The sequence below is a fragment of the Eubacterium sp. MSJ-33 genome, from assembly GCF_022174665.1.
Lineage (GTDB): Bacteria > Bacillota > Clostridia > Lachnospirales > Lachnospiraceae > Coprococcus_C.
In genome coordinates this window covers 2,303,712-2,324,011 of the sequence record NZ_CP076562.1, presented here as the reverse complement: position 1 = coordinate 2,324,011, position 20,300 = coordinate 2,303,712, and the positions used below count along the sequence as shown (strand labels likewise).

The window sequence follows — 20,300 nt, the reverse complement described above, 5'->3', positions numbered from 1 at the left end:
TTCTTTATATACGTTATGAAATAAATTTTTTATTCGTCGAATAACCACAAAATGTTGCCATTTTGTTGCCAGATACTAAGCAAATTTGTTTGAAACCCGCATAAATACTGGCTTTGTCAAATTGTGTGGATTATTCAAATTCAATCGTTCCAGGCGGTTTACTCGTCAGATCATACATTACACGGTTTACGCCCTTTACTTCATTTATGATTCTTGTCATAACCTTCTGCAATACTTCGAATGGAATCTCGGAGCAATCTGCGGTCATGAAGTCGCTGGTGTTGACTGCACGAAGTGCGATTGCATAATCATAGGTACGTTCGTCACCCATAACACCAACACTACGCATGTTCGTCAGTGCTGCGAAATACTGACCAAGATTCTTTGCAAGACCTGCTTTCGCAATCTCCTCACGGTAGATATAATCTGCATCCTGCACGATACGAACCTTGTCTGCGGTTACTTCACCGATGATACGGATGCCAAGTCCCGGTCCCGGGAATGGCTGACGGTATACCAGATATTCCGGAATACCAAGCTCCAATCCGGCTTTTCTCACTTCATCCTTGAAGAGCAGACGAAGCGGCTCGATGATTTCCTTGAAATCAACATGATCCGGAAGTCCGCCAACATTGTGGTGACTCTTAATCACTGCAGACTTTCCAAGCCCGGACTCAATTACGTCTGGGTAGATTGTTCCCTGCACTAAGAAATCAACAGCACCAATCTTCTTTGCCTCTTCCTCGAATACACGGATGAACTCCTCGCCGATAATCTTACGTTTTGCTTCCGGCTCAGTAACACCGGCTAATTTCTTATAATAACGTTCCTGCGCATTGACACGGACAAAATTCAATTCATATGGGCCTTCCGGGCCAAATACAGCCTCAACCTCATCGCCCTCGTTCTTACGAAGTAAGCCATGGTCAACGAATACACAGGTAAGCTGCTTTCCTACTGCCTTCGAAAGAAGAACGGCTGCAACAGAAGAATCAACACCACCGGACAGAGCACACAATACCTTACCATCTCCAACCTTCTCACGGATCTCACGGATCGTTGTCTCTACGAACGAATCCATCTTCCAGTCGCCAGAACATCCACACACATTATATACGAAATTTGACAGCATCTTCTGTCCTTCCTCCGTGTGCATAACCTCGGGATGGAACTGTGTCGCATACAGCTTACGCTCCGGACACTCCATAGCCGCAACCGGACAGACAGGCGTTGTTGCCACGACTTTGAAACCTTCTGGGGCTTTTGATATATAATCAGTATGACTCATCCAGCAAATCGTCTGTGACTTTACGCCATGGAAGATATCACTGCCATTATCGACATCAACCTCTGTTCTTCCATACTCACTAACCGGAGCAGTCTCAACAGTACCGCCAAGCATATAAGCCATCAACTGTGAGCCATAGCAAATTCCGAGAATCGGAATTCCTAAATCAAATATTTCCTTCTGATAGCGCGGTGACTCATCGCCATACACACTATTCGGACCACCCGTAAAAATGATTCCCTTCGGATTCATCTCCTTAATCTTGTCAATCGACAAGGTGTACGGATGTACCTCTGCATACACATTACATTCACGGACACGACGTGCAATCAACTGGTTGTACTGACCACCAAAATCAAGCACGATAATCATTTCCTTATTCATGTGCGTCTCCCTTCTTATCTTAATTTATTGTTATATTCTATAAGAAAATAAGCAAGAGTCTTATCTTTCGATAAAACCCTCGCTTATTATACTAATTATTTAGCATCTCTGCAATAACTTCCTGTGCTTTTTGTAACTGCGTATCATCTGCACGATCAATACTAACCGCGGATGTCTTATGATCCGGAAGTTCTACTACATAATCGGGTTCGATTCCCTTCTCATGGATATCATTTCCATTTGGAGTAAAATATTTTGCGATTGTAAGCTTGATTGCAGTTCCATCATCCAACGGAATTACAGACTGCACAATTCCTTTACCAAATGTTGTTGTTCCGACCAACTTTGCTTTTCCGGAATCCTGCATCGCTCCTGAGAAGATTTCCGATGCACTGGCACTATTGCCATTTACAAGAACTACCAAAGGAATATCCACACTATGCTTTCCGCTATCTTTGTACTCACCCAGAACATTTCCATCACGGTCTTTCGTTGATACGATAACACCATCATCCATGATATAGTCGCACATCTCAATAACCGCTGTCAAAAGTCCACCCGGATTATCTCTCAGATCAATAATTGCTGCCTTGGCACCATTCGCCTGCACCTCATCAATTGCATCCTCAAATTCCTTTGCAGTATTATCATTAAACTGTGTTACTGCAATATATCCAACCTGATCATCCAGCATCTCGTTTTCTACTGTATAGTTTTCCACTGTACGTCGTTCCACGTCAAACTCCAGATAATCCGGCTCACCCTGACGATAAATCTTCAGATGCGCCTTGGTACCTTCTTCTCCACGAATCATATCCACAACTACCGAAAGCTCCTGATCCGTGATTTCAGTATCATCTACCTGTACCAGGATATCACCGGCCTTAAGTCCAGCTTCCTCTGCCGGACTGTTCTTAATTGGACGAACAATCTCAACACGCATGTCGGAATTCATCGTCACAACTGCACCGATACCTACATATTCGCCGGATGTATCTTCCTGCAGGTCTGCATACTCATCCTTTGTATAGTAGACAGAATATGGATCATCCAAACCTTCCATAATTCCATCATACAACGCTTCTTCCTGCTTATCCTGATTGACATCAAAATAATAATACTTGTCAATCAGACTATTAATCTCAGCAATTTTCTTCTCGACAGAACTGTCCTGCCAGAGATCAGAAGCAACCACCGACTCCGCATTTTCCGGTGTTGCATTGGAATCCGTCTGTACTTCAATGGATTCTCTTGTATTTTTCTTTGACTCCGTATTGTCACTGCATCCGATACATACAATCGATAATGCAGCAACTAACCCAAAAGTCCATAGTTTTTTCATTTTCTTCACGACTAATTGTCCGCTCCTTTTTATCTTATGTTCTCCTACTGCAGATATTGCAACGGATCAACATAACTACCGTTCACTCGAACGCCAAGATGGCAGTGTGGACCTGTTGAATTACCGGTACTTCCAGCAAGCGCGATAGTCTGTCCACGTGATACCGTCTGTCCAACGCTGACACACAGACTTGAGTTATGCATATATGTTGTTGTCACACTCGCACTATGCGCAATCGTTACATAATTACCCATCGAGCTTGAATATGATGCCGCAATTACAGTTCCTGCCTCGCATGCCCCGACTGGGGTTCCTGTCGGACATCCAATATCCAATCCCTGATGATATGTAGAACCGATACCACCAGGACTCTCTCTTCGTCCAAAATAAGAAGTAATAGTACCTGAGACTGGCCACTGGAAAGTTCCCCCTGTATAACTCGGTACTGTAGTCGTTGTCGTACCACCACTACCGCCATTTCCTGCTGCAGCATTCGCTGCCTCCTGCTGTTTTCTAAGCTGTTCCTGATAAGCTGCTTCAGCTGCTGCAATCGCCTGATTTGTAGCCTCAATATCCTGATTCAGTTCAGCAATCGTAGCTTCATAATCACCGATAGAAGACGCATAGTTTGCTACCTGAACCTGCTTACCTTCGATCATGACCTCTACAGCTGCTTTGTTATCTTCCACCTCTAACTTGATATCTTCGACATCCTGCAGGTCTTGCTCCAATCCGGCTTTTGTGTCTGCGATTGTCTGACGGGTCTGTACAAAATCATCAAACAAATTCTTGTCATATGAATAAATCTGATCTGCATATTCTGCCTGATTTACAATATCAGAAATATCGGATGTAGAAAACAGCACATCCAGATATGAAGGATTACCATTCTCATAAGAATACTTGATACGCTCCTTCATAGCCGCATACTGATCCTGCTCTTTTTGCTGTGCTGCAGTAAGCTCTGTCTGTTTTACTGCAATATCCGATTCCAACTGCGTCTGCTGTGCTTCCAGATCAGTAATCTCATTGGTGTATTCCTCCACCTGCTTATCCAGCTCTGCAATCGCGTCCAGAATCGAATTTTGTTCCTGTTCCAACTGTTCAAGTACTGCTTCGGCCTCAGCCTTTTTACTTTCCTTCTCGCCCTTTTGTTCTTTCAAGTCCGAAATACTGGTTGCGTTTACTGTCATACTCATGCTTCCAGCTACAGCAAATGCAATAATTGCCCTTACAAGCTTTTTACACTTCATATGCGTCCCTCCTAAACTTTTAAATGTTTCCGTGTTGTTAATATACTACCAATCAATCCAAGTCCGATACCGATACCGGCAGATAACGGAATCAAGACTGCAAATATTTCTTTTGCCGGTACAAATGCAAATAAACTTTGTACAACGGAGAATCGTCCAATAATATACTGAATGACGGTGTCATACATATAGTAAATCAGGATCAGCGGAATCAGTGAACCTACCAAACCGATTACGACACCTTCTACAATAAACGGAGCACGAACAAAGAAATTCGTCGCACCTATCAATTTCATGATTCCGATTTCCTCTTTACGTACTGTAATACCAATCGTGATTGTATTACTGATCAGGAATATGGATACCAGCAACAGAATTACAATAATTCCTATAGATGCATAACTGACAACACTGTTCAGGGCAGCCACACCATCCGCAGTTACTTCGGAACTAAGTACCTTTCTGACCCCGGTAAGGCTCTTCAGATACTGTACGAATTCTGCCTGATTTGACAAATCCTTCAAAGTAATCTTATATGATGCACTATTCTTCAAAGGGTTATCCCCCTGAAACGCATCGATTGCAGCCTGCGGATCATCAAATTTTTCTTCTGCATACTGCTTCCATGCTTCATCTGCAGAGATAAAATCCAACGTATTAACCTCATCCCGCAATCGAATCTGCTGACCGATCATAGTAATATTCTCATCGGTAACACCTTCATCGAAAAATACGGAGATTGTAACCGTATTCTCCAAATCCGTCATAGCTGTACGGAAATTGACAATTACACAATAAAATAAACCAAACAAGAACAGACAGGAAACAATTGTTCCAATTGATGCCAGTGAGAACAAAAGGTTTCTTCTTATATTTTTAATACCCTGTCTGATACTATACATGAATGAACTAATCCTCATCGATATACCCACCTTTTTGCTCATCGCTGATTATTTCGCCATGTTTCAGCGTAACAACACGCTTCTTCATCATATTGACGATCTCTTTGTTATGCGTTACAACAACGACAGTTGTTCCCTTCTTGTTGACATCCTCTAGAAGCCGCATAATTTCCCATGAATTCTTCGGATCCAGATTTCCGGTCGGCTCATCGGCAAGCAATATCTCCGGTTTGTTCACAAGTGCACGTGCGAGTGCAACCCTCTGCTGCTCACCGCCTGACAACTGCTTCGGAAATGATTTGTACTTGTCTGCAAGCCCAACCAATGTCAGCATCGCAGGCACCTGTCTACGAATATAACGGCTTGGTGTCTCAATAACCCGCTGTGCAAACGCGACATTCTCATATACCGTCCGGTCTTTCAGTAACCGGAAGTTCTGAAATACAACGCCTATCTTACGCCGAATCTTCGGAATATTCTTACGTTTCAGTTTACTATAGTCCGTATCTGCAACCTTAATTTTGCCGGATGTAGGATCTAATTCCTTCAGTAACAATTTAATCAATGTCGTTTTACCAGAACCGGAAGATCCTACGATAAAAACGAACTCACCCTTTTCAATTTTTAAACTTACATCATTCAAGGCATACGTCTTACTTGCCGGATACCTCATCTTAACGTGATTCAGTTCTAACATTTTAACTATCTCCTTTGGAACTTCTCATCTAGTATTCTAATGATTCCATGTATTTCATATACTTCACAACCATAAGAGCAATCTTGAATGTTATAGCATCTTCAAACACTCGCAAATCAAGTCCTGTACTCTTCTGCAGTTTATCCAGACGATAAACCAAAGTGTTTCGATGAATATATAACTGACGAGATGTCTCTGATACGTTCAGATTGTTCTCAAAGAACTTATCAATGGTTGTCAATGTCTCCTCATCAAACTCATCCGGAGATTTGCCATCAAATATTTCTTTGATAAACATCTTGCAAAGCGGAAGCGGTAACTGATAAATCAATCGTCCGATTCCCAGATTACTGTATGCAATAATTCTTCTGTCACTATAGAAAATCTTGCCTACATCCAGTGCGAGTTTTGCCTCTTTATAGGAACGTGACACTTCCTTAATTTCATTGACGATCGTACCATATGCAACATTCACGGAAGACATTGCTTCTGTATTCAGCATGTCAACAATCACCTTTGCCGTCTTATACATATCATCATATGTTTCGCTCGGTTTAACCTCTTTGACAAGAATAATATTCTTCTCATCCACAGCTGTGATAAAATCTTTTGTCTTGCTTGAAAACAACGTTCTGACTGTCTCAAGTGCATTTGTATCCTTCTCTGTCTTCGTCTCAATAATGAACACGATACGTTTCACATCTGTCTCAATATGCAGTTTTTTTGCACGATTATAGATATCCACCAGTAACAGGTTATCTAAGAGCAAATTTTTAATAAAGTTATCCTTATCAAAACGTTCCTTATAAGCAACCAGTAAATTCTGAATCTGGAAGGTAGCCATCTTACCTACCATATAAACATCCTCGGCATCCCCCTTTGCCAAAATAATGTATTCCAGTTCATTCTCTTCATAGACCTTAAAAAACTGGAATCCACCAATCACCTGACTGTCAGCCGCTGATTCTGAGAATTTTATAACCTCATCTTCATATTCCTCCATACCTTGCATCGTTGTTGCAAGTATCTTACCTTCCGTATCCATCACACAAAGCTCAACTCTTGTGATAGATTTAATACCTGTAATCGTATCCTGCAGTATCTGATTCGAAATCATTCGTCCACCCCTATTCCATGTTGCGTTTTTTAAACATTTCGTAACAAAATTGTAACATATTTGTTTTATTGCTGTCAATGCCAATCTCTGACATCCAAATAATCATACAAAGTATATTTTACACGAAAAGAAAGAAAAAAAAAAGAGGAAACGCATAATTTTATGCATTTCCTCTAAAAAATCACATTTTGTTCATAATTCCGAGTATTCACTCAAAATTAGCTGGCAATAATCTCCTCTGTCTCCTTGTCGAAGATGTGAATCTTGCTCAGGTCGAATGCGAACTGAACTGTATCACCAGGTCTTGCTGTTGTACGTGCATTTACTCTTGCTGTGATATCGAACTGATCGATTGTGAAGTACAGATATACTTCAGCACCAAGCATTTCGTAAATATTGATTCTTGCATCGATCACACTCTCAGGTGAAGACTCAATGAAGAGCTGCTCATCATGAATATCCTCTGGACGGATACCAAGAACAACTTCCTTATCAAGGAAATCACCACTGATCAGCTTCTGAGCCTTAGCATCAGGAACCTTGATTGAGTGAGAACCAAACATAAGAAGTACGTCTGCACCAGACTTAACAACCTTACAATCGATGAAGTTCATAGGTGGCATACCCATGAAACCAGCTACGAAGAGGTTGCATGGCTTGTCGTACAGATTCTGTGGTGTATCTACCTGCTGAATAATACCATCCTTCATAACTACAATTCTTGTACCAAGAGTCATAGCCTCTGTCTGGTCATGTGTTACGTAAATGATAGTTGTCTGCAGTCTCTGGTGAAGTCTTGAAATCTCAACACGCATCTGAACACGAAGCTTAGCATCCAAGTTTGAAAGTGGCTCATCCATAAGGAATACCTTTGGCTCACGAACGATAGCACGTCCCATAGCCACACGCTGTCTCTGACCACCTGACAAAGCCTTTGGCTTTCTGTCAAGCAGATGCTCAATATCAAGAATCTTAGCAGCCTCATGTACCTGCTTGTCAATCTTCTCCTTTGGTACTTTTCTAAGCTTCAGACCGAATGCCATGTTATCATAAACTGACATATGTGGGTACAAAGCATAGTTCTGGAATACCATCGCAATATCTCTATCCTTAGGCTCTACATCGTTAACCATCTTATCACCGATCCAAAGCTCGCCGGAACTGATATCCTCAAGTCCTGCAATCATACGAAGTGTTGTAGACTTACCACATCCTGAAGGACCAACAAAGATGATGAACTCCTTATCATCAATGTCCAAGTTAAAGTCCTTAACAGCATTGAAACCATTTGGGTAAATCTTATAAATATTCTTAAGTTGTAAACTAGCCATTTTGATTTTTCCTCCTTAGATTTTAGCTATAATCATCTGACTCATGATGTTTGTATGATACACCAAACAGCCCAAAGTTGCCATATTACTATTCACCAAATAAGGTGGAAAAATATTGTATAATTTGTATATGAAAATTTTTTTCATGTTTTTTTTGTGAACTTTTCACAAACTTTACCAGTTGTATCCTCTATATATTTTGTGAAACCTTCACCATAAGCCTCCCGAATATCTCCAACAAAACATATTGCACGGTCATCAATCTCGGAAATTTTCCTCTTGACATTTACCATTTCCTTTGAACTGAGTGCACATAACAGTATCTGTTTCGGACTTCCTGTATAGCCCCCTGACGCAGGAATCTTTGTTACTCCGCGCCCAATCTGCCCAATAATATACTCCGTAAGAATTTTTTCTTCTGTCGATATAATATATATCAGCTTTGCATGGTTTGGTCCTTCCAACACCAGATCCGAAACCTTTGTCATAACGAATAATACAATCATCGCATAAATTCCATTTCGAAGCCCAAACACACCAATTCCTGCCAATATAATAATTCCATCTACAATCGCCATTAATTTTGGAACGGAAACATGGGAAATCCTTCGGTTGATGATCTGCGCCGTCATATCGGCACCTCCCGATGATGCATTCTGCAAAAAGATAAGTCCCAATCCACCGCCCATAATCACGCCTCCGCAAAGTCCGTCCACCAGCACATCCCCTGTCAGAAGCGGCAATGGCCGTATCAGGCCGAGAAATACAGACAAACAGACCGTCGCATAGACTGTGCGATAAAACACAAGCTTTCCAAGCACCTTATATCCGATAATAAACAACGGAACATTCACCGCCGCATTTACCAGCCACATCGGAATGTGAAACAGATGGTCGAATAATATTGCAAGCCCTGTTACACCTCCTGTTACAAGTTCCAACGGGTTAAAATACACAACAACAGAAAATGCCATCAAAAATGCCCCAACTGTCATCAACCCATATCTCTTTGCCGTCATTTACACAACCTCCAAAAAAAAGACTCCATACCTGTCTTTAGTATGGAGTCTGTCGTTTATTTTTATTCTTTTCTATTCTGTTGTCAATGCTCACTATCAGAAGCGCCGATAATGATTACCACATCATATTCATCGGTTGACTCTGTGACATTACTTGTCACCGTTCCAACCTCATAGCTGGCATTTGCAAAATACTGCACGAGTTCTTTTCCTACGCCGTCTTCCCGCGCAACAATCTTTGTATCTGCCAACGCTTCTGTATAATCCGATGCATTGGTATCTGTATAACCATTGGCGTTCAAAGTGTCACACCAACGTCCGGCAAGTCCGGCTATTTCTGTACTGTTCAAAACAAGAATCTTCTTATCTGTAGCCGGTATCTCTGCCGCCGTTTCTTCAGATGTCTGTGCTTCCGTTGATGGTGTAATCTGTAACTCATCCACCTGTGAATCTGTCAACGCATTCTGATCCAGTGTTGTCGCCGGTGTATCCTTTGCTGTGTTTCCCTTTACCGCCTGCAACACAAAAAATGCACCAAACGCCACGATTGCAATACCTAATATAATAACGGCTGCCCTCAGTAACATGGAAAAGAACAATCCTGCTGCCGTCTGCTGTTTTCTACCACTCATAATTATCTCCTATCTACGCTGTATACATCGTCCATCCTCGATTAATTCGTTTCAGTCTTGTATAATTCCGTTCATTTTTCAATACATTTTCCAAGTATAGCAAATATTGTTGTTTTTTTCAACCATTTATAGCATAATCATAGTGTGGATTTTTTGTGAATCATTTGCGTCTTACCGTAAATGTGCCACCTAAAGCAAGGAGGGTTTAATCCTATGAAAACAGCACTTATTACCGGAGCTTCCCGCGGGATCGGCGAAACTACCGCTTATCAATTAGCAAAAGAATATGACTGTATCGCAATTGTGAGCCGAAACACGGATGGCACTTTAGACAATGTTGCAGACAGGATTCATTCAACAACCAATTGTAAATGCTTCCCGTTTACCGGAGACGTGTCTGACTTCGCATTTGTCGAAGATTGCGTCCAGTCACTTGCAGCCTCCGGACATCCGGTCGATACACTCATCAACAATGCAGGTATCTCGCTTGTCGGGCTTTTCCAGGACATGACGCCGGAAGAATTCGACCGCATCCTGCGCATCAATGTAACTTCCGTCTACAACACCTGCCATGCTGTGATTCCAGATATGGTGCGAAACCAGCATGGACGTATCCTGAATATCTCCTCGGTCTGGGGACTGGTCGGTGCCTCCTGTGAGGTTGCTTATTCAGCGACAAAGGGTGCCATCAACAGCCTGACGATGGCGCTTGCGAAGGAACTCGCTCCAAGTCATATCGCAGTCAACGCAATTGCTTTCGGTGCGGTGGATACTACTATGAACGGACATCTGTCTGCCGCTGAGAAGAAGGCACTGTGCGCAGAGATTCCTGCAGAAAAAATGGCGGTTCCCGAAGAAGCCGCCGCCTGTATCTCTCATATTTTAGCAATGCCGGATTATATGACCGGCGAAATATTGAAATTCGATGGTGGCTGGATCTAGCCACCATTTTTCTTTTCTGAATTCATTATGAATCCTTCTTGCGCAGGTTTTTGATTGCTGTTGTAAGCTTGATCGGATTTCCGTAACGCAATGTCGAACTCCGGAAGATCTTACCGCCGATCACACCCATAAGTGCAACGGAAATATACAGAATCACCGCAGATACGATGATCTCCCATGTCTGTACATGTCCCATCGCTACACGCGCAAACATGGCACTGTAAGAACTAAACGGCAGGAAGGAACAGACTTTCATCGGTACACCATCTACCTTGTCAAGCTGAAGCAGCACAACAAAATACACGATCATGATAATCATCTGTGCTGATCCGGCGGACTTATTCAAATCCTCAATCTTTGACACCAGTGCCCCAAGCGCACCATATAGGAACGCATAAAATAGGAATCCGCCAATACCGAATACTGCAAATACAGCCAACACATTGGCCGGGATATCCAAGAACATCCCAAGGTCAATGCCCCAGAAGTCTTTATTGTACTGGTACGAACCAAGCAGACAGACCGCAATGATTCCCACCTGAAATACCGTTGCCACGGCACCTGCAAACACCTTGCCGAACAGCAGCGCCGTTGAATCGGTGCTGGTAACCAGAATCTCAATCGAGCGGTTGCTCTTCTCATTTGTAACAGAAGACGCAATACTCATGCCATACATGATGATGAGCATAAATATCAGGATTACAAGCACATAGCAATACCAGAAATTCTGTGTACTGTCCTTACCAAGCACATACTCATCATGTGTAATCTCCTTATAGGATGCCTCCATGAATTCATTCAGATCCAGGTCATGTTTCTCGCAATAATCCAGCTTGACAAGCATCCCCAGATAGCTGTCAAAGACGGCCGCATCGGAATTATCCATACTCTTGTTATATACATAGTAATTATAATCCGACAACGAATGAACCGCAAATCCGGCAGCCGCTTTTTCGTCTCTGACTGCCTTTTTCAATGCATCCTCACTGTCAAAGCGGGTCATCTTCATCCCTTCAGCCACAGAATACCATACCGAACCATCTGAATCGATATCCAATATTCCTTCCGGATCGTAGACCCCGTATGTATGCTCTGCATCCGCCTCTGCGGAAGAATCCGTCTCCTCCCGAGAAGCGCTGTCCTGAACGGTAGAATCCTTCTTATCTCCCGTAATTGCATCCTTGACACGCGGAACAAACATGATGCCTGCCGCTAAAACAGCAATCAGGATTGTGGATATCACATATGACTTGCTCTTAAAATAGTTGTCCAGCTCAAACTTTAATATCGTAAAAAACTGCTTCATGCTATACCGCCTCCTTTGCTGCTTCTGTGTCCGGTTCCTCATCTCCGACACAAGAGATAAAGATATCATTCAAGGATGGCTCATAGGCTCCAAATTGGTGAATTTCAACTCCTGCCTGTTTGCAAATATCAAGGATCTGCCACATATCGGACTGCGGTTTCAGTTCAAGCACCACGTACTTTTTAGTCACGCGCTCAACAGCTGCATAAGAAGACAGCTTCTCCCTACAGATATCAGCCAGCTCCTGCGGGCTGTAATTGTCCGCTGATATCGTCTTTCTGCCACATCCGTACATATCCTTGATATCATCAAGATGTCCGGCTAATACGACGTCGCCATGATTGATAATCGCGATATCCTCGCAGAATTCTTCCACATAGCTCATCTGATGACTGGAGAAAATAACGATGCGGCCTTCACGGATCAATTCCCGGATGACATCCTTCAACACCTGTGCATTGACGGGATCTAACCCGGAAAACGGCTCGTCTAATATTACCAGTTGTGGCTCACCGACCAGAGTTGCCGCAAGCTGCACCTTCTGCTGGTTTCCTTTCGATAATGTCTCTAAATTCCGGTCAATATATTCCGATACATGAAGACGATCCAGCCATTTCACAGTGCTCTCATTCGCCTGTTTCTTATTCATGCCCCTAAGCATAGCCAGATACACCATCTGGTCACGTACTTTTTTCTTTGGGTAAAGTCCCCGTTCCTCCGGCAGATATCCAACCTGGCTTGCTGTCGGGTGAAATATTGCTCCATCAAGCATAATCTCGCCGGAATTCGCATGGAATACATCCATGATAATCCGAATCGTTGTCGTCTTACCTGCACCATTTCGACCAAGCAGTCCGAGCGCCCGTCCGCTCTCCACCGCGAAGCTGACCCCGTGCAGGATTTCTTTTTCCCCGAAGCTTTTTCTTATATCTTTTAATTCGAGCTTCATAACCTCTTCCTTCTTTCCTGTCTACCGATTTTGTTATTGCCGCTTACCGCGTATTATACAAATTCGAAAATCTGTATAAAAATAACATGTCCCCAATATAGCAGAATTAATTGTCATTTACAACTATCTGTCCCTGCATTTTATCTGTCTGCAAATAAAATACAGGTCTATCGAAGACATGTTATTATCCGTCACCATGTATCAGCATGATGACCTACATGCACATCCGTGCATATTCTTTATATTATTATCAACTGTTATGGCAGTGCATACTTCTGTTCATATGCCCGGTACTGTTCATCGTACCACTTTGCATCCTGCGCCTTCACTTCTTTGCGGTGCTCATGTGCATCAAGTTCGTCATCCTCCACCTGGATCACACAGGTAGCAATATTCGAGCAGTGATCGGAGATACGCTCATACGTATCCGAGATATCTGACAGACTAAGTCCAAGCTCAATCGTACATTTGCCTTTACGAAGACGCTTGACATGACGTTTCTTGAGTTCTTTGTTCATATCGTCCATCAACTCTTCCAAAGGCTGTACAAGTGCCGCCTTATAACGGTCATTTTGCTCAAATGCATCAACTGTCATCATCAGGATATCTTTCAGCGCCTTGCTGTAGACAGCAAGCTCATCCATCGCCTTCTTTGAGAAGATCAGTTCTTTCTTATGCATCTGTTCCACTGCCAACAGTATATTCACAGCCAGATCCGAGATACGCTCAATATCTCCCAGCGAATGAAGCATCAGTGACAGACGGTGTCCATCTTCCTTCGAAAGATCTTTCGTAGAGAGCCGGAGCAGATACGTGCCAAGCTGATCCTCGTATTTGTCGACAGTATCTTCTTCCTTGCGGATCCGTTCCGCTATTTCCTCATCGTATACGGTAAGTAATCCGACTGCACGGTCAACGGATTTCATAGAGAGCTCTGCCATCTCAGAAGCTACCTTCTGACACTGCATAATCGCAAATCCCGGTCTCTCTAAGAATACAGGATCCAGAAGCTGCAGTACCTTGTCATGCTTGCTAAGCTCGTCCTCTTCCTCGTCGTCATCCTTGATGGTCTTGACAGCAAGGAACTCCAGGAATCCGGAAAGCGGAAGCAGCACAATCGTTGCAGCAATATTAAAGATCGAATGGATCGTTGCAATTCCTACCTCATTTGCTGCCTGCGGCAAGAATGCATAATGTATAAATGCATTGGAGATATAAAATACTAACATGAATACAACCGTTCCGATTACATTAAAGTAAAAATGAACCGCTGCCGCACGTTTTGCGTCCTTACTTGCTCCCACACTTGAAATCATCGCAGTCGTACAGCTGCCGATATTCTGTCCCATAATGATAGGGAGGGCAAGTGCATAGGAGACTGCACCCGTGGAACAAAGTGCCTGCAAAATACCTACGGACACAGAGGAAGACTGCATGATTGTCGTCAATACAAAACCTGCAATAACTCCGAGAAGCGGATTCTCAAATTTCGTCAGAATCTGTGTGAACTGTGGAACATCCTTGAGTGGTTCCACTGCCGAACTCATTGCGGTCATACCATACATCAGAATCGCAAAACCAAGTAAGATCGTTCCGATGTTATGTTTCTTCTCACTCTTACAAAATACAACTAAAATTGCTCCAATCACAGCCAGAATCGGCGTAAAAGAGGTCGGCTTCAGCATCTGAAGAAAGAAGCTTCCTCCGTCAATACCAGAAAGCGACAGCAACCACGATGTTGCCGTTGTACCGATATTCGCACCCATGATAATACCAACTGCCTGATTGAGCTTCATGATACCGGAATTAACAAAACCAACGACCATAACCGTCGTTGCACCGGATGACTGAATGACTGCCGTCACACCTGCGCCAAGCAATACAGCAGACCACTTATTGGAGGTAAGGCGTTCGAGAACCTTTTCCAGCTTACCACCTGACATCTTCGCTAATGCATCTCCCATTATATGCATACCGTACAGAAACAATGCGAGACCACCAACCATGGATAGAACGTCAAAAATATCCATCTTTTTCTCCTATTCTCTTTATTGACATTTTATAAGCCGGTCTGCAGAATTTTACCCAAATTTCACCTATTTTTTACAGTTTCCGGTCTTTAACAATAATACAACCTTAAAGAGGTCTCCGTCAATCATTATTTCCACTTTACCGTTCTGTAATTCCATCAGGCTCTGCGCAATGGATAGTCCGAGTCCATTGCCCTCTGTATTTCTTGAACGGTCACCACGCACAAACCGTTCCTTTAACTCATCGCCGGAGATGTTCAGTGCTTCCTTCGAGATGTTCTTGAAGGTCACTGTAATTTCTCCCTGTTCTGCCTCATCAATATCAATGTATACCCGGCTGTTTGGCTGGGCGTACTTGATGATATTTCCGATCAAATTGTCGAACACACGCCACAGATGTCTGCCATCTGCCATCACGTGATTGTCTGCCTGTTCACCATATTTCTTCGTCAGATGATTCGTCACTACCGGTTGCAGCTTACATGCCGCAAGCCGCTCTTCGAATTCTCCGAGTGCCTGTTCTAAGAGCATTTCCACGTCGGTCGGTTCCATATGCACTTCCAGATTCCCCGTAGATGCCTTGCTTGCTTCAATCAGGTCCTCAATCAGCTTCTTGAGCCTTGCAGACTGCCGTTGCAGCACCGCCAGATATTCTGCTTCCTTGTCACTTAAATCGCCCTCCTTGGAGAGGATATCCACGTAATTGATAATAGACGTAAGCGGTGTCTTGATATCATGGGAAACGTTCGTGATAAGCTCCGTCTTCATCCGCTCGCTCTTCATCCGCTCTGCTACTGCCACGCGCACGCTGTCCTGAATACAGTTTAATGTCTCGCCATGTGCCGCAAATTCCGGCAGCATATGTGCCGTGTCAATCTTATAATCGGTCTCGCCGTCCGCAATCTTCTTCGCGCCATCCTTCAGCCGATACATCTGCACGATCACGCGGACCAGAAATACAGCAAGCAAAACCGCACATACCAGATCCAGCACGATTGCTAGTCCGATAGAACCACTCGCAGCCACGAGAATAAACCGGAGCAGTGCGATTCCTGCCAATCCACCAATCCATTTCCAATAGAGGTTAAAATATCTTCCAAGGAAACGGAATAAATCCCAAAGCTTGCCAAACGACCATTTCACAAGCTGCACAAGCAGTTTACAAAGCCGCCAGATCAATGTGTTTGCAAACATTGCCCAGCCGGAAGCCTTCAGTCGTGTCGCTGTCGTCATCAAAAACGGTGGAATCAGGAAAGCCACAACTGCCGTACAGATAGATGCAAGGAAGATTTCATCCCGTGTGGAATAGCTATAATACAGAAACAAATTACTTACACTGACAACAAGTACAATTGCAGCTCCCAGAAATACATCATATGGTATCCGATCAAATGCATTGCAGGTAATTGTCTCCTGTCCTTTCCTGTGTCCGGACGCCGCAATCAGAAATCCTCCCATAACAAGAATCATAATCAGCGAAATCGCAAGTACATAAGGTGCCATATTCACAATTGGCTTGCAATAGCGAAGCACGATGGAATTCGCATAGAGATCTCTGGCTGTCATGTTTGATTTCACATACGCATACATCGTATAGGAAATCGGTGTAGAAATCTCAAGTTCCTGTGTGACTGTTCCATCGTTTCTATACGAAATGTCCATGTATTGGATATCGCCATCTCCTAATTTCTTAATCGCGCTCTCCAATGCTTTTGTGTATCCTTCATCATTGGAAAGATAATAAACAAAATCCGTATTCACCAAATAAATATATGGATTCGAACTGTCATCGTCATAACTAATACCAAGATCGTCAAATGAAATAGTGCTCCAATCCCAATACATATCCTGTATCGTACTTGGGACCTGTAATTCCGAAGAAAAAACATCCGCATCTTCCTCATATGCAGCCCTGTCGTCATAGCTGTACTCATCCGGTACATAATTTTCTTTCCAGAACTTAATAATATCCGGCAGAGATAATTTATAGCTGAAGCTGGTTGATCCTTCAATCAGTTGTGTCTGCTGTGACAACACTTCATGGAACTGATAATCCTTCGATTCATAGTTTTCAAGTGTTGGATATTTCTTTGTATCCTCCGGCACGATCTTGAAGAAGAAGTTACTGTTTTCCTCTGCAAAATAATCTTTATAATACCAGACTGTGTGATTCTCCTGTCCCTCTGCTTCACTTTGCAGATATGCCTGATAATAATCCCTTGCCCGGCTTGCGGAATCATCTACCATCCGGCCCAGAAACTCGTCGTAAATGGCTTCTCCCTGTACCCTGCGGGTTGTACCATAGGAAAATGCCATTGACACGACGACACCGGAAACTACGGTTGCAAGAATTGATACCGAAAGCAGGATTGCAGCAACCACCTTTGCCACTGCACTTTTCTTTAATTTGTCCATTTTATCATTCCTTCCCAAACATATACCCTTGTCCCCAGACTACCTTGATGTAGCGTGGTTCTGAAGGATCTGCCTCAATTTTCTCACGCAAGTGGCGAATATGTACCGCAACGGTGCCCTCCTGTCCAAACGGAGCATCCTCCCAGACTGCACGGTAAATATCCTTCGGTGCATAGACTGTATTCGGATGTTCCATCAGGAATTTTAAGATTGCATATTCTGTCTTCGTCAGATTCACAGGTTCTCCATCAATCATAACCTTCTTCGCCCTGTCATCCAGACACACTCCGCCGATCTCGAGCGTATCTGCCGTCGGTTCCTTCGGGACATTTCCGCCAAGCATCATGTAACGGCGTAGCTGTGCTTTTACTCTTGCGATCATAACAACCGGGTTAAATGGTTTGGTAATATAGTCGTCCGCACCGACGGAAAGACCAAGAATCTTGTCTGTATCCTCACTTTTCGCTGTGAGCAGGATGACCGGAACATTGGAAGTCTTACGGATCTCGTTCATCGCCGTGATACCATCCATCACCGGCATCATGATGTCCATCAGCACAAGCTGCACATCCTCAGTTTTCAGCTTCTCACATGCCTCCTGTCCGTTGTACGCTTTCGTCACCCGATACCCTTCTGCAGACAGGTAAATACCAAGTGCCTCCACGATATCCTTCTCATCATCACAGACCAAAATGTTATACATATGTCTCTCCTCTTTCCAATCGGTAATCTCCGACCATACAGGTACCCCTGTTGCTATGATACCTGTATTATCGCAAAATGAATTTTAAGATACTAGATTTTATATATTTAAGATTTTATTAAGAACGTTTTATTTCTTTTCGATCCTGCAGCACAGGAAATGCATTCCGTGTCTTTGCCACATCGTTTTGTATATCGTATACGAGCAGTTTTTCCTCCTTGCAGGAAGCATCTGCAAGCCGGATTTCTTTCATCGGCACAAGCAGACTTCCATCCGGAGCATATACCCCCGAATCACCGGAATAATATTGCCCATCCATATCGCCGCAGCAGTTCACACCTGCCACATAGCACTGATTCTCGATGGCACGTGCAGCAAGAAGTGTCTTCCAATGTAACGCACGTGCAGCAGGCCAGTTCGCAGGCACGATAAAAATCTCAGCCTCCGGCACCATCGCCCGAAACTGTTCCGGGAACCGCAGATCATAGCAGATGGCAAGTCCTGCCTGAAATTCTCCGAGCCATCCGGTGCAAAGCTTCTCTCCGCCCCGGAAATGTGCATGTTCTTCCCCATAGGAAAACGGATGGATCTTGGCATAGTCCATTGCAATTTTTCCATCCGGTGTCACGATCGAATAATGGTTCTCGCAGAGAGGTTCGGTCTTTTTCACCCAGCCGATGCCGATTATCTTGTGATGCCGCCTTGCAAGTGCCGCTACCTGTTCAATCGTCCAGCCGGTTTGTGGGAATTCAACCATAGTTTGAGTACTTCCCGTCTGCATACAGGATTGCACCACTTCCGGTGATCCGCTGTTTTCTGCTGTCACATCGGTATGCATCGAGAATCCCGTCAGACTCATCTCCGGGAACAATATGATTTCCGCATCCGCGGCTACCACAAATTCCTCCACCCGAACAAGATTCGCCTGTTTATCTTCCCATAGGATATTCGTTTGTGCCAGTGCAATCCGCATACGTTCTCTACCTCCGGTGAACTGCCGATGCCATATCTGAGGCATCCTGATTTTCCGCTTCATCCATACCAGCGCTATAGGCTGTCTACCACTGTCCCATCACTTTATGCATGAACGCGCCGACCTCTTCCCAGGCGCGCTTTGACTCCGGTATCACTGTACCGCTCATCTGAAACACATGAAACATACCTTCATATACTGTGAATCGTACCGGAACGCCTTGTTCCTTTGCCTTCTTCGCAACCGATACCGCATCATCATACAGCATCTCGTGTGTACCGACCTGAATCAGCATCGGTGGAAATCCGGTAAAGTTTCCGTACATTGGGGAAATCAAAGGATTCTTCGCATCATTTTCCCCGATATACGGGCTGTGTAGCAGCATCTCTCCACCGCCGTCTGCGCCAAAGACCGGATCTATCTCCCGATTCTTCGTGTAGGATTCCCCGGTGATTGCCAGATCCGTCCACGGCGACATTGCCACCAATCCCGCCGGCATCGGTTCCCCGTTTGTGCGCAGTTCCATACAGAGCGCCATTGCCAGACCACCGCCTGCGGAATCACCCGCGATGATAATCCGTTCTGATTCATAGCCTTTATCACGAAGCCATTTATATGCAGCAACTGCATCTTCTAATGCCGCCGGAAACGGATGTTCCGGTGCAAGCCGGTAATCAACGGAAAGCACTGCTGCGCCACTGCTGATCTCGGCATAAAGCCCTGCCATCTTCCGGTACTGTCCCTGCAGGCCGGACATATACCCACCTCCGTGAAGCTGCATTATCACATATGGATTCCCTGAGCCGTTCCATGTCAGATATTCCATCTTGAACAGTCCCATGTCGATATGTTCTACGGAAAGGTGCTCCGGGTATTCAAATTCTGTGTTCTGAATAGATTTTTCCTTTTTTCTCTGCCATGCCTGCTTTAAAACCGGGTTCTGGTTGACCATGGCTACGATATCCCGCATCAGTTCTGCGCGGTGACTTGTCTTGTCGTTCTCCTTCATACATACCT

17 protein-coding genes are annotated in these 20,300 nt (G+C 44.0%); 1 reads left to right on the top strand and 16 read right to left on the bottom strand.

Annotated elements, in window-relative coordinates:
* Positions 1 to 130: 130 nt before the first annotated feature.
* From guaA to KP625_RS10850, 9 genes are all read right to left on the bottom strand, one after another.
* A complete protein-coding gene (gene guaA, locus KP625_RS10890) occupies positions 131 to 1,672 on the bottom strand; it encodes a glutamine-hydrolyzing GMP synthase (RefSeq protein ID WP_238297845.1) in 1,542 nt (513 codons plus the stop codon).
* A gap of 91 nt (positions 1,673 to 1,763) precedes the next feature.
* Positions 1,764 to 3,014, bottom strand: coding sequence for a S41 family peptidase (locus KP625_RS10885; protein ID WP_238297844.1), 1,251 nt, complete (start codon positions 3,012 to 3,014; stop codon positions 1,764 to 1,766).
* Between the two features lie 44 nt (positions 3,015 to 3,058).
* The gene (locus KP625_RS10880) at positions 3,059 to 4,267 is read right to left on the bottom strand and encodes a murein hydrolase activator EnvC family protein (protein WP_238297843.1); all 1,209 of its coding nucleotides are present in this window, start codon (positions 4,265 to 4,267) and stop codon (positions 3,059 to 3,061) included.
* A gap of 11 nt (positions 4,268 to 4,278) precedes the next feature.
* Positions 4,279 to 5,187 carry a permease-like cell division protein FtsX gene (ftsX, locus tag KP625_RS10875; RefSeq protein ID WP_238297842.1) on the bottom strand — a complete coding sequence of 303 codons (909 nt, stop codon included), beginning with the start codon at positions 5,185 to 5,187 and terminating at the stop codon, positions 4,279 to 4,281.
* Positions 5,177 to 5,866: a cell division ATP-binding protein FtsE gene (gene ftsE / locus KP625_RS10870; protein WP_238297840.1), complete on the bottom strand. Its 690-nt coding sequence runs from the start codon at positions 5,864 to 5,866 to the stop codon at positions 5,177 to 5,179. The genes ftsX and ftsE overlap by 11 nt, the downstream gene beginning before the upstream one ends.
* A gap of 28 nt (positions 5,867 to 5,894) precedes the next feature.
* Positions 5,895 to 6,983: a PucR family transcriptional regulator gene (locus tag KP625_RS10865; protein WP_238297838.1), complete on the bottom strand. Its 1,089-nt coding sequence runs from the start codon at positions 6,981 to 6,983 to the stop codon at positions 5,895 to 5,897.
* Between the two features lie 218 nt (positions 6,984 to 7,201).
* Positions 7,202 to 8,314, bottom strand: coding sequence for an ABC transporter ATP-binding protein (locus KP625_RS10860; RefSeq protein ID WP_238297836.1), 1,113 nt, complete (start codon positions 8,312 to 8,314; stop codon positions 7,202 to 7,204).
* Positions 8,315 to 8,457: 143 nt separating this feature from the next.
* The gene (locus KP625_RS10855; RefSeq protein WP_238297834.1) at positions 8,458 to 9,333 is read right to left on the bottom strand and encodes a YitT family protein; all 876 of its coding nucleotides are present in this window, start codon (positions 9,331 to 9,333) and stop codon (positions 8,458 to 8,460) included.
* A gap of 83 nt (positions 9,334 to 9,416) precedes the next feature.
* Entirely contained in the window at positions 9,417 to 9,965 is a 549-nt protein-coding gene (locus KP625_RS10850) for a LytR C-terminal domain-containing protein (protein WP_177969724.1), read from the bottom strand.
* A 213-nt stretch (positions 9,966 to 10,178) separates the two neighbouring features.
* Between KP625_RS10850 and KP625_RS10845 the strand changes: the two genes are divergently transcribed.
* Positions 10,179 to 10,907, top strand: coding sequence for an SDR family NAD(P)-dependent oxidoreductase (locus tag KP625_RS10845; RefSeq protein WP_238297832.1), 729 nt, complete (start codon positions 10,179 to 10,181; stop codon positions 10,905 to 10,907).
* A 25-nt stretch (positions 10,908 to 10,932) separates the two neighbouring features.
* On the opposite strand, the gene KP625_RS10840 is transcribed toward KP625_RS10845, so the two are convergent.
* From KP625_RS10840 to KP625_RS10810, 7 genes are all read right to left on the bottom strand, one after another.
* A complete protein-coding gene (locus tag KP625_RS10840) occupies positions 10,933 to 12,213 on the bottom strand; it encodes an ABC transporter permease (protein WP_238297830.1) in 1,281 nt (426 codons plus the stop codon).
* 1 nt (position 12,214) lies between these two features.
* The gene (locus KP625_RS10835; protein WP_238297828.1) at positions 12,215 to 13,162 is read right to left on the bottom strand and encodes an ABC transporter ATP-binding protein; all 948 of its coding nucleotides are present in this window, start codon (positions 13,160 to 13,162) and stop codon (positions 12,215 to 12,217) included.
* Between the two features lie 257 nt (positions 13,163 to 13,419).
* Positions 13,420 to 15,192, bottom strand: coding sequence for a Na/Pi cotransporter family protein (locus tag KP625_RS10830; protein WP_238297826.1), 1,773 nt, complete (start codon positions 15,190 to 15,192; stop codon positions 13,420 to 13,422).
* A 66-nt stretch (positions 15,193 to 15,258) separates the two neighbouring features.
* Positions 15,259 to 17,607: a sensor histidine kinase gene (locus KP625_RS10825; RefSeq protein WP_238297824.1), complete on the bottom strand. Its 2,349-nt coding sequence runs from the start codon at positions 17,605 to 17,607 to the stop codon at positions 15,259 to 15,261.
* A 4-nt stretch (positions 17,608 to 17,611) separates the two neighbouring features.
* The gene (locus tag KP625_RS10820; RefSeq protein WP_238297822.1) at positions 17,612 to 18,310 is read right to left on the bottom strand and encodes a response regulator transcription factor; all 699 of its coding nucleotides are present in this window, start codon (positions 18,308 to 18,310) and stop codon (positions 17,612 to 17,614) included.
* A gap of 118 nt (positions 18,311 to 18,428) precedes the next feature.
* Positions 18,429 to 19,328 (bottom strand): nitrilase-related carbon-nitrogen hydrolase, encoded by a 900-nt coding sequence (locus tag KP625_RS10815; protein WP_238297820.1) that lies wholly within the window; start codon positions 19,326 to 19,328, stop codon positions 18,429 to 18,431.
* Between the two features lie 40 nt (positions 19,329 to 19,368).
* A complete protein-coding gene (locus KP625_RS10810) occupies positions 19,369 to 20,292 on the bottom strand; it encodes an alpha/beta hydrolase (RefSeq protein WP_238297818.1) in 924 nt (307 codons plus the stop codon).
* Positions 20,293 to 20,300: the final 8 nt, after the last annotated feature.

What these genes read in the sequence shown, in the direction of transcription:
- KP625_RS10840 (WP_238297830.1), bottom strand. Translation starts at nt 12,213, where the DNA reads ATGAAGCAGTTTTTTACGATATTAAAGTTTGAGCTGGACAACTATTTT.
- KP625_RS10860 (WP_238297836.1), bottom strand. Translation starts at nt 8,314, where the DNA reads ATGGCTAGTTTACAACTTAAGAATATTTATAAGATTTACCCAAATGGT.
- KP625_RS10810 (WP_238297818.1), bottom strand. Translation starts at nt 20,292, where the DNA reads ATGAAGGAGAACGACAAGACAAGTCACCGCGCAGAACTGATGCGGGAT.
- KP625_RS10815 (WP_238297820.1), bottom strand. Translation starts at nt 19,328, where the DNA reads ATGCCTCAGATATGGCATCGGCAGTTCACCGGAGGTAGAGAACGTATG.
- guaA (WP_238297845.1), bottom strand. Translation starts at nt 1,672, where the DNA reads ATGAATAAGGAAATGATTATCGTGCTTGATTTTGGTGGTCAGTACAAC.
- KP625_RS10855 (WP_238297834.1), bottom strand. Translation starts at nt 9,333, where the DNA reads ATGACGGCAAAGAGATATGGGTTGATGACAGTTGGGGCATTTTTGATG.
- KP625_RS10825 (WP_238297824.1), bottom strand. Translation starts at nt 17,607, where the DNA reads ATGGACAAATTAAAGAAAAGTGCAGTGGCAAAGGTGGTTGCTGCAATC.
- KP625_RS10845 (WP_238297832.1), top strand. Translation starts at nt 10,179, where the DNA reads ATGAAAACAGCACTTATTACCGGAGCTTCCCGCGGGATCGGCGAAACT.
- ftsX (WP_238297842.1), bottom strand. Translation starts at nt 5,187, where the DNA reads ATGAGGATTAGTTCATTCATGTATAGTATCAGACAGGGTATTAAAAAT.
- KP625_RS10830 (WP_238297826.1), bottom strand. Translation starts at nt 15,192, where the DNA reads ATGGATATTTTTGACGTTCTATCCATGGTTGGTGGTCTCGCATTGTTT.
- KP625_RS10880 (WP_238297843.1), bottom strand. Translation starts at nt 4,267, where the DNA reads ATGAAGTGTAAAAAGCTTGTAAGGGCAATTATTGCATTTGCTGTAGCT.
- ftsE (WP_238297840.1), bottom strand. Translation starts at nt 5,866, where the DNA reads ATGTTAGAACTGAATCACGTTAAGATGAGGTATCCGGCAAGTAAGACG.
- KP625_RS10835 (WP_238297828.1), bottom strand. Translation starts at nt 13,162, where the DNA reads ATGAAGCTCGAATTAAAAGATATAAGAAAAAGCTTCGGGGAAAAAGAA.
- KP625_RS10850 (WP_177969724.1), bottom strand. Translation starts at nt 9,965, where the DNA reads ATGAGTGGTAGAAAACAGCAGACGGCAGCAGGATTGTTCTTTTCCATG.
- KP625_RS10865 (WP_238297838.1), bottom strand. Translation starts at nt 6,983, where the DNA reads ATGATTTCGAATCAGATACTGCAGGATACGATTACAGGTATTAAATCT.
- KP625_RS10885 (WP_238297844.1), bottom strand. Translation starts at nt 3,014, where the DNA reads ATGAAAAAACTATGGACTTTTGGGTTAGTTGCTGCATTATCGATTGTA.
- KP625_RS10820 (WP_238297822.1), bottom strand. Translation starts at nt 18,310, where the DNA reads ATGTATAACATTTTGGTCTGTGATGATGAGAAGGATATCGTGGAGGCA.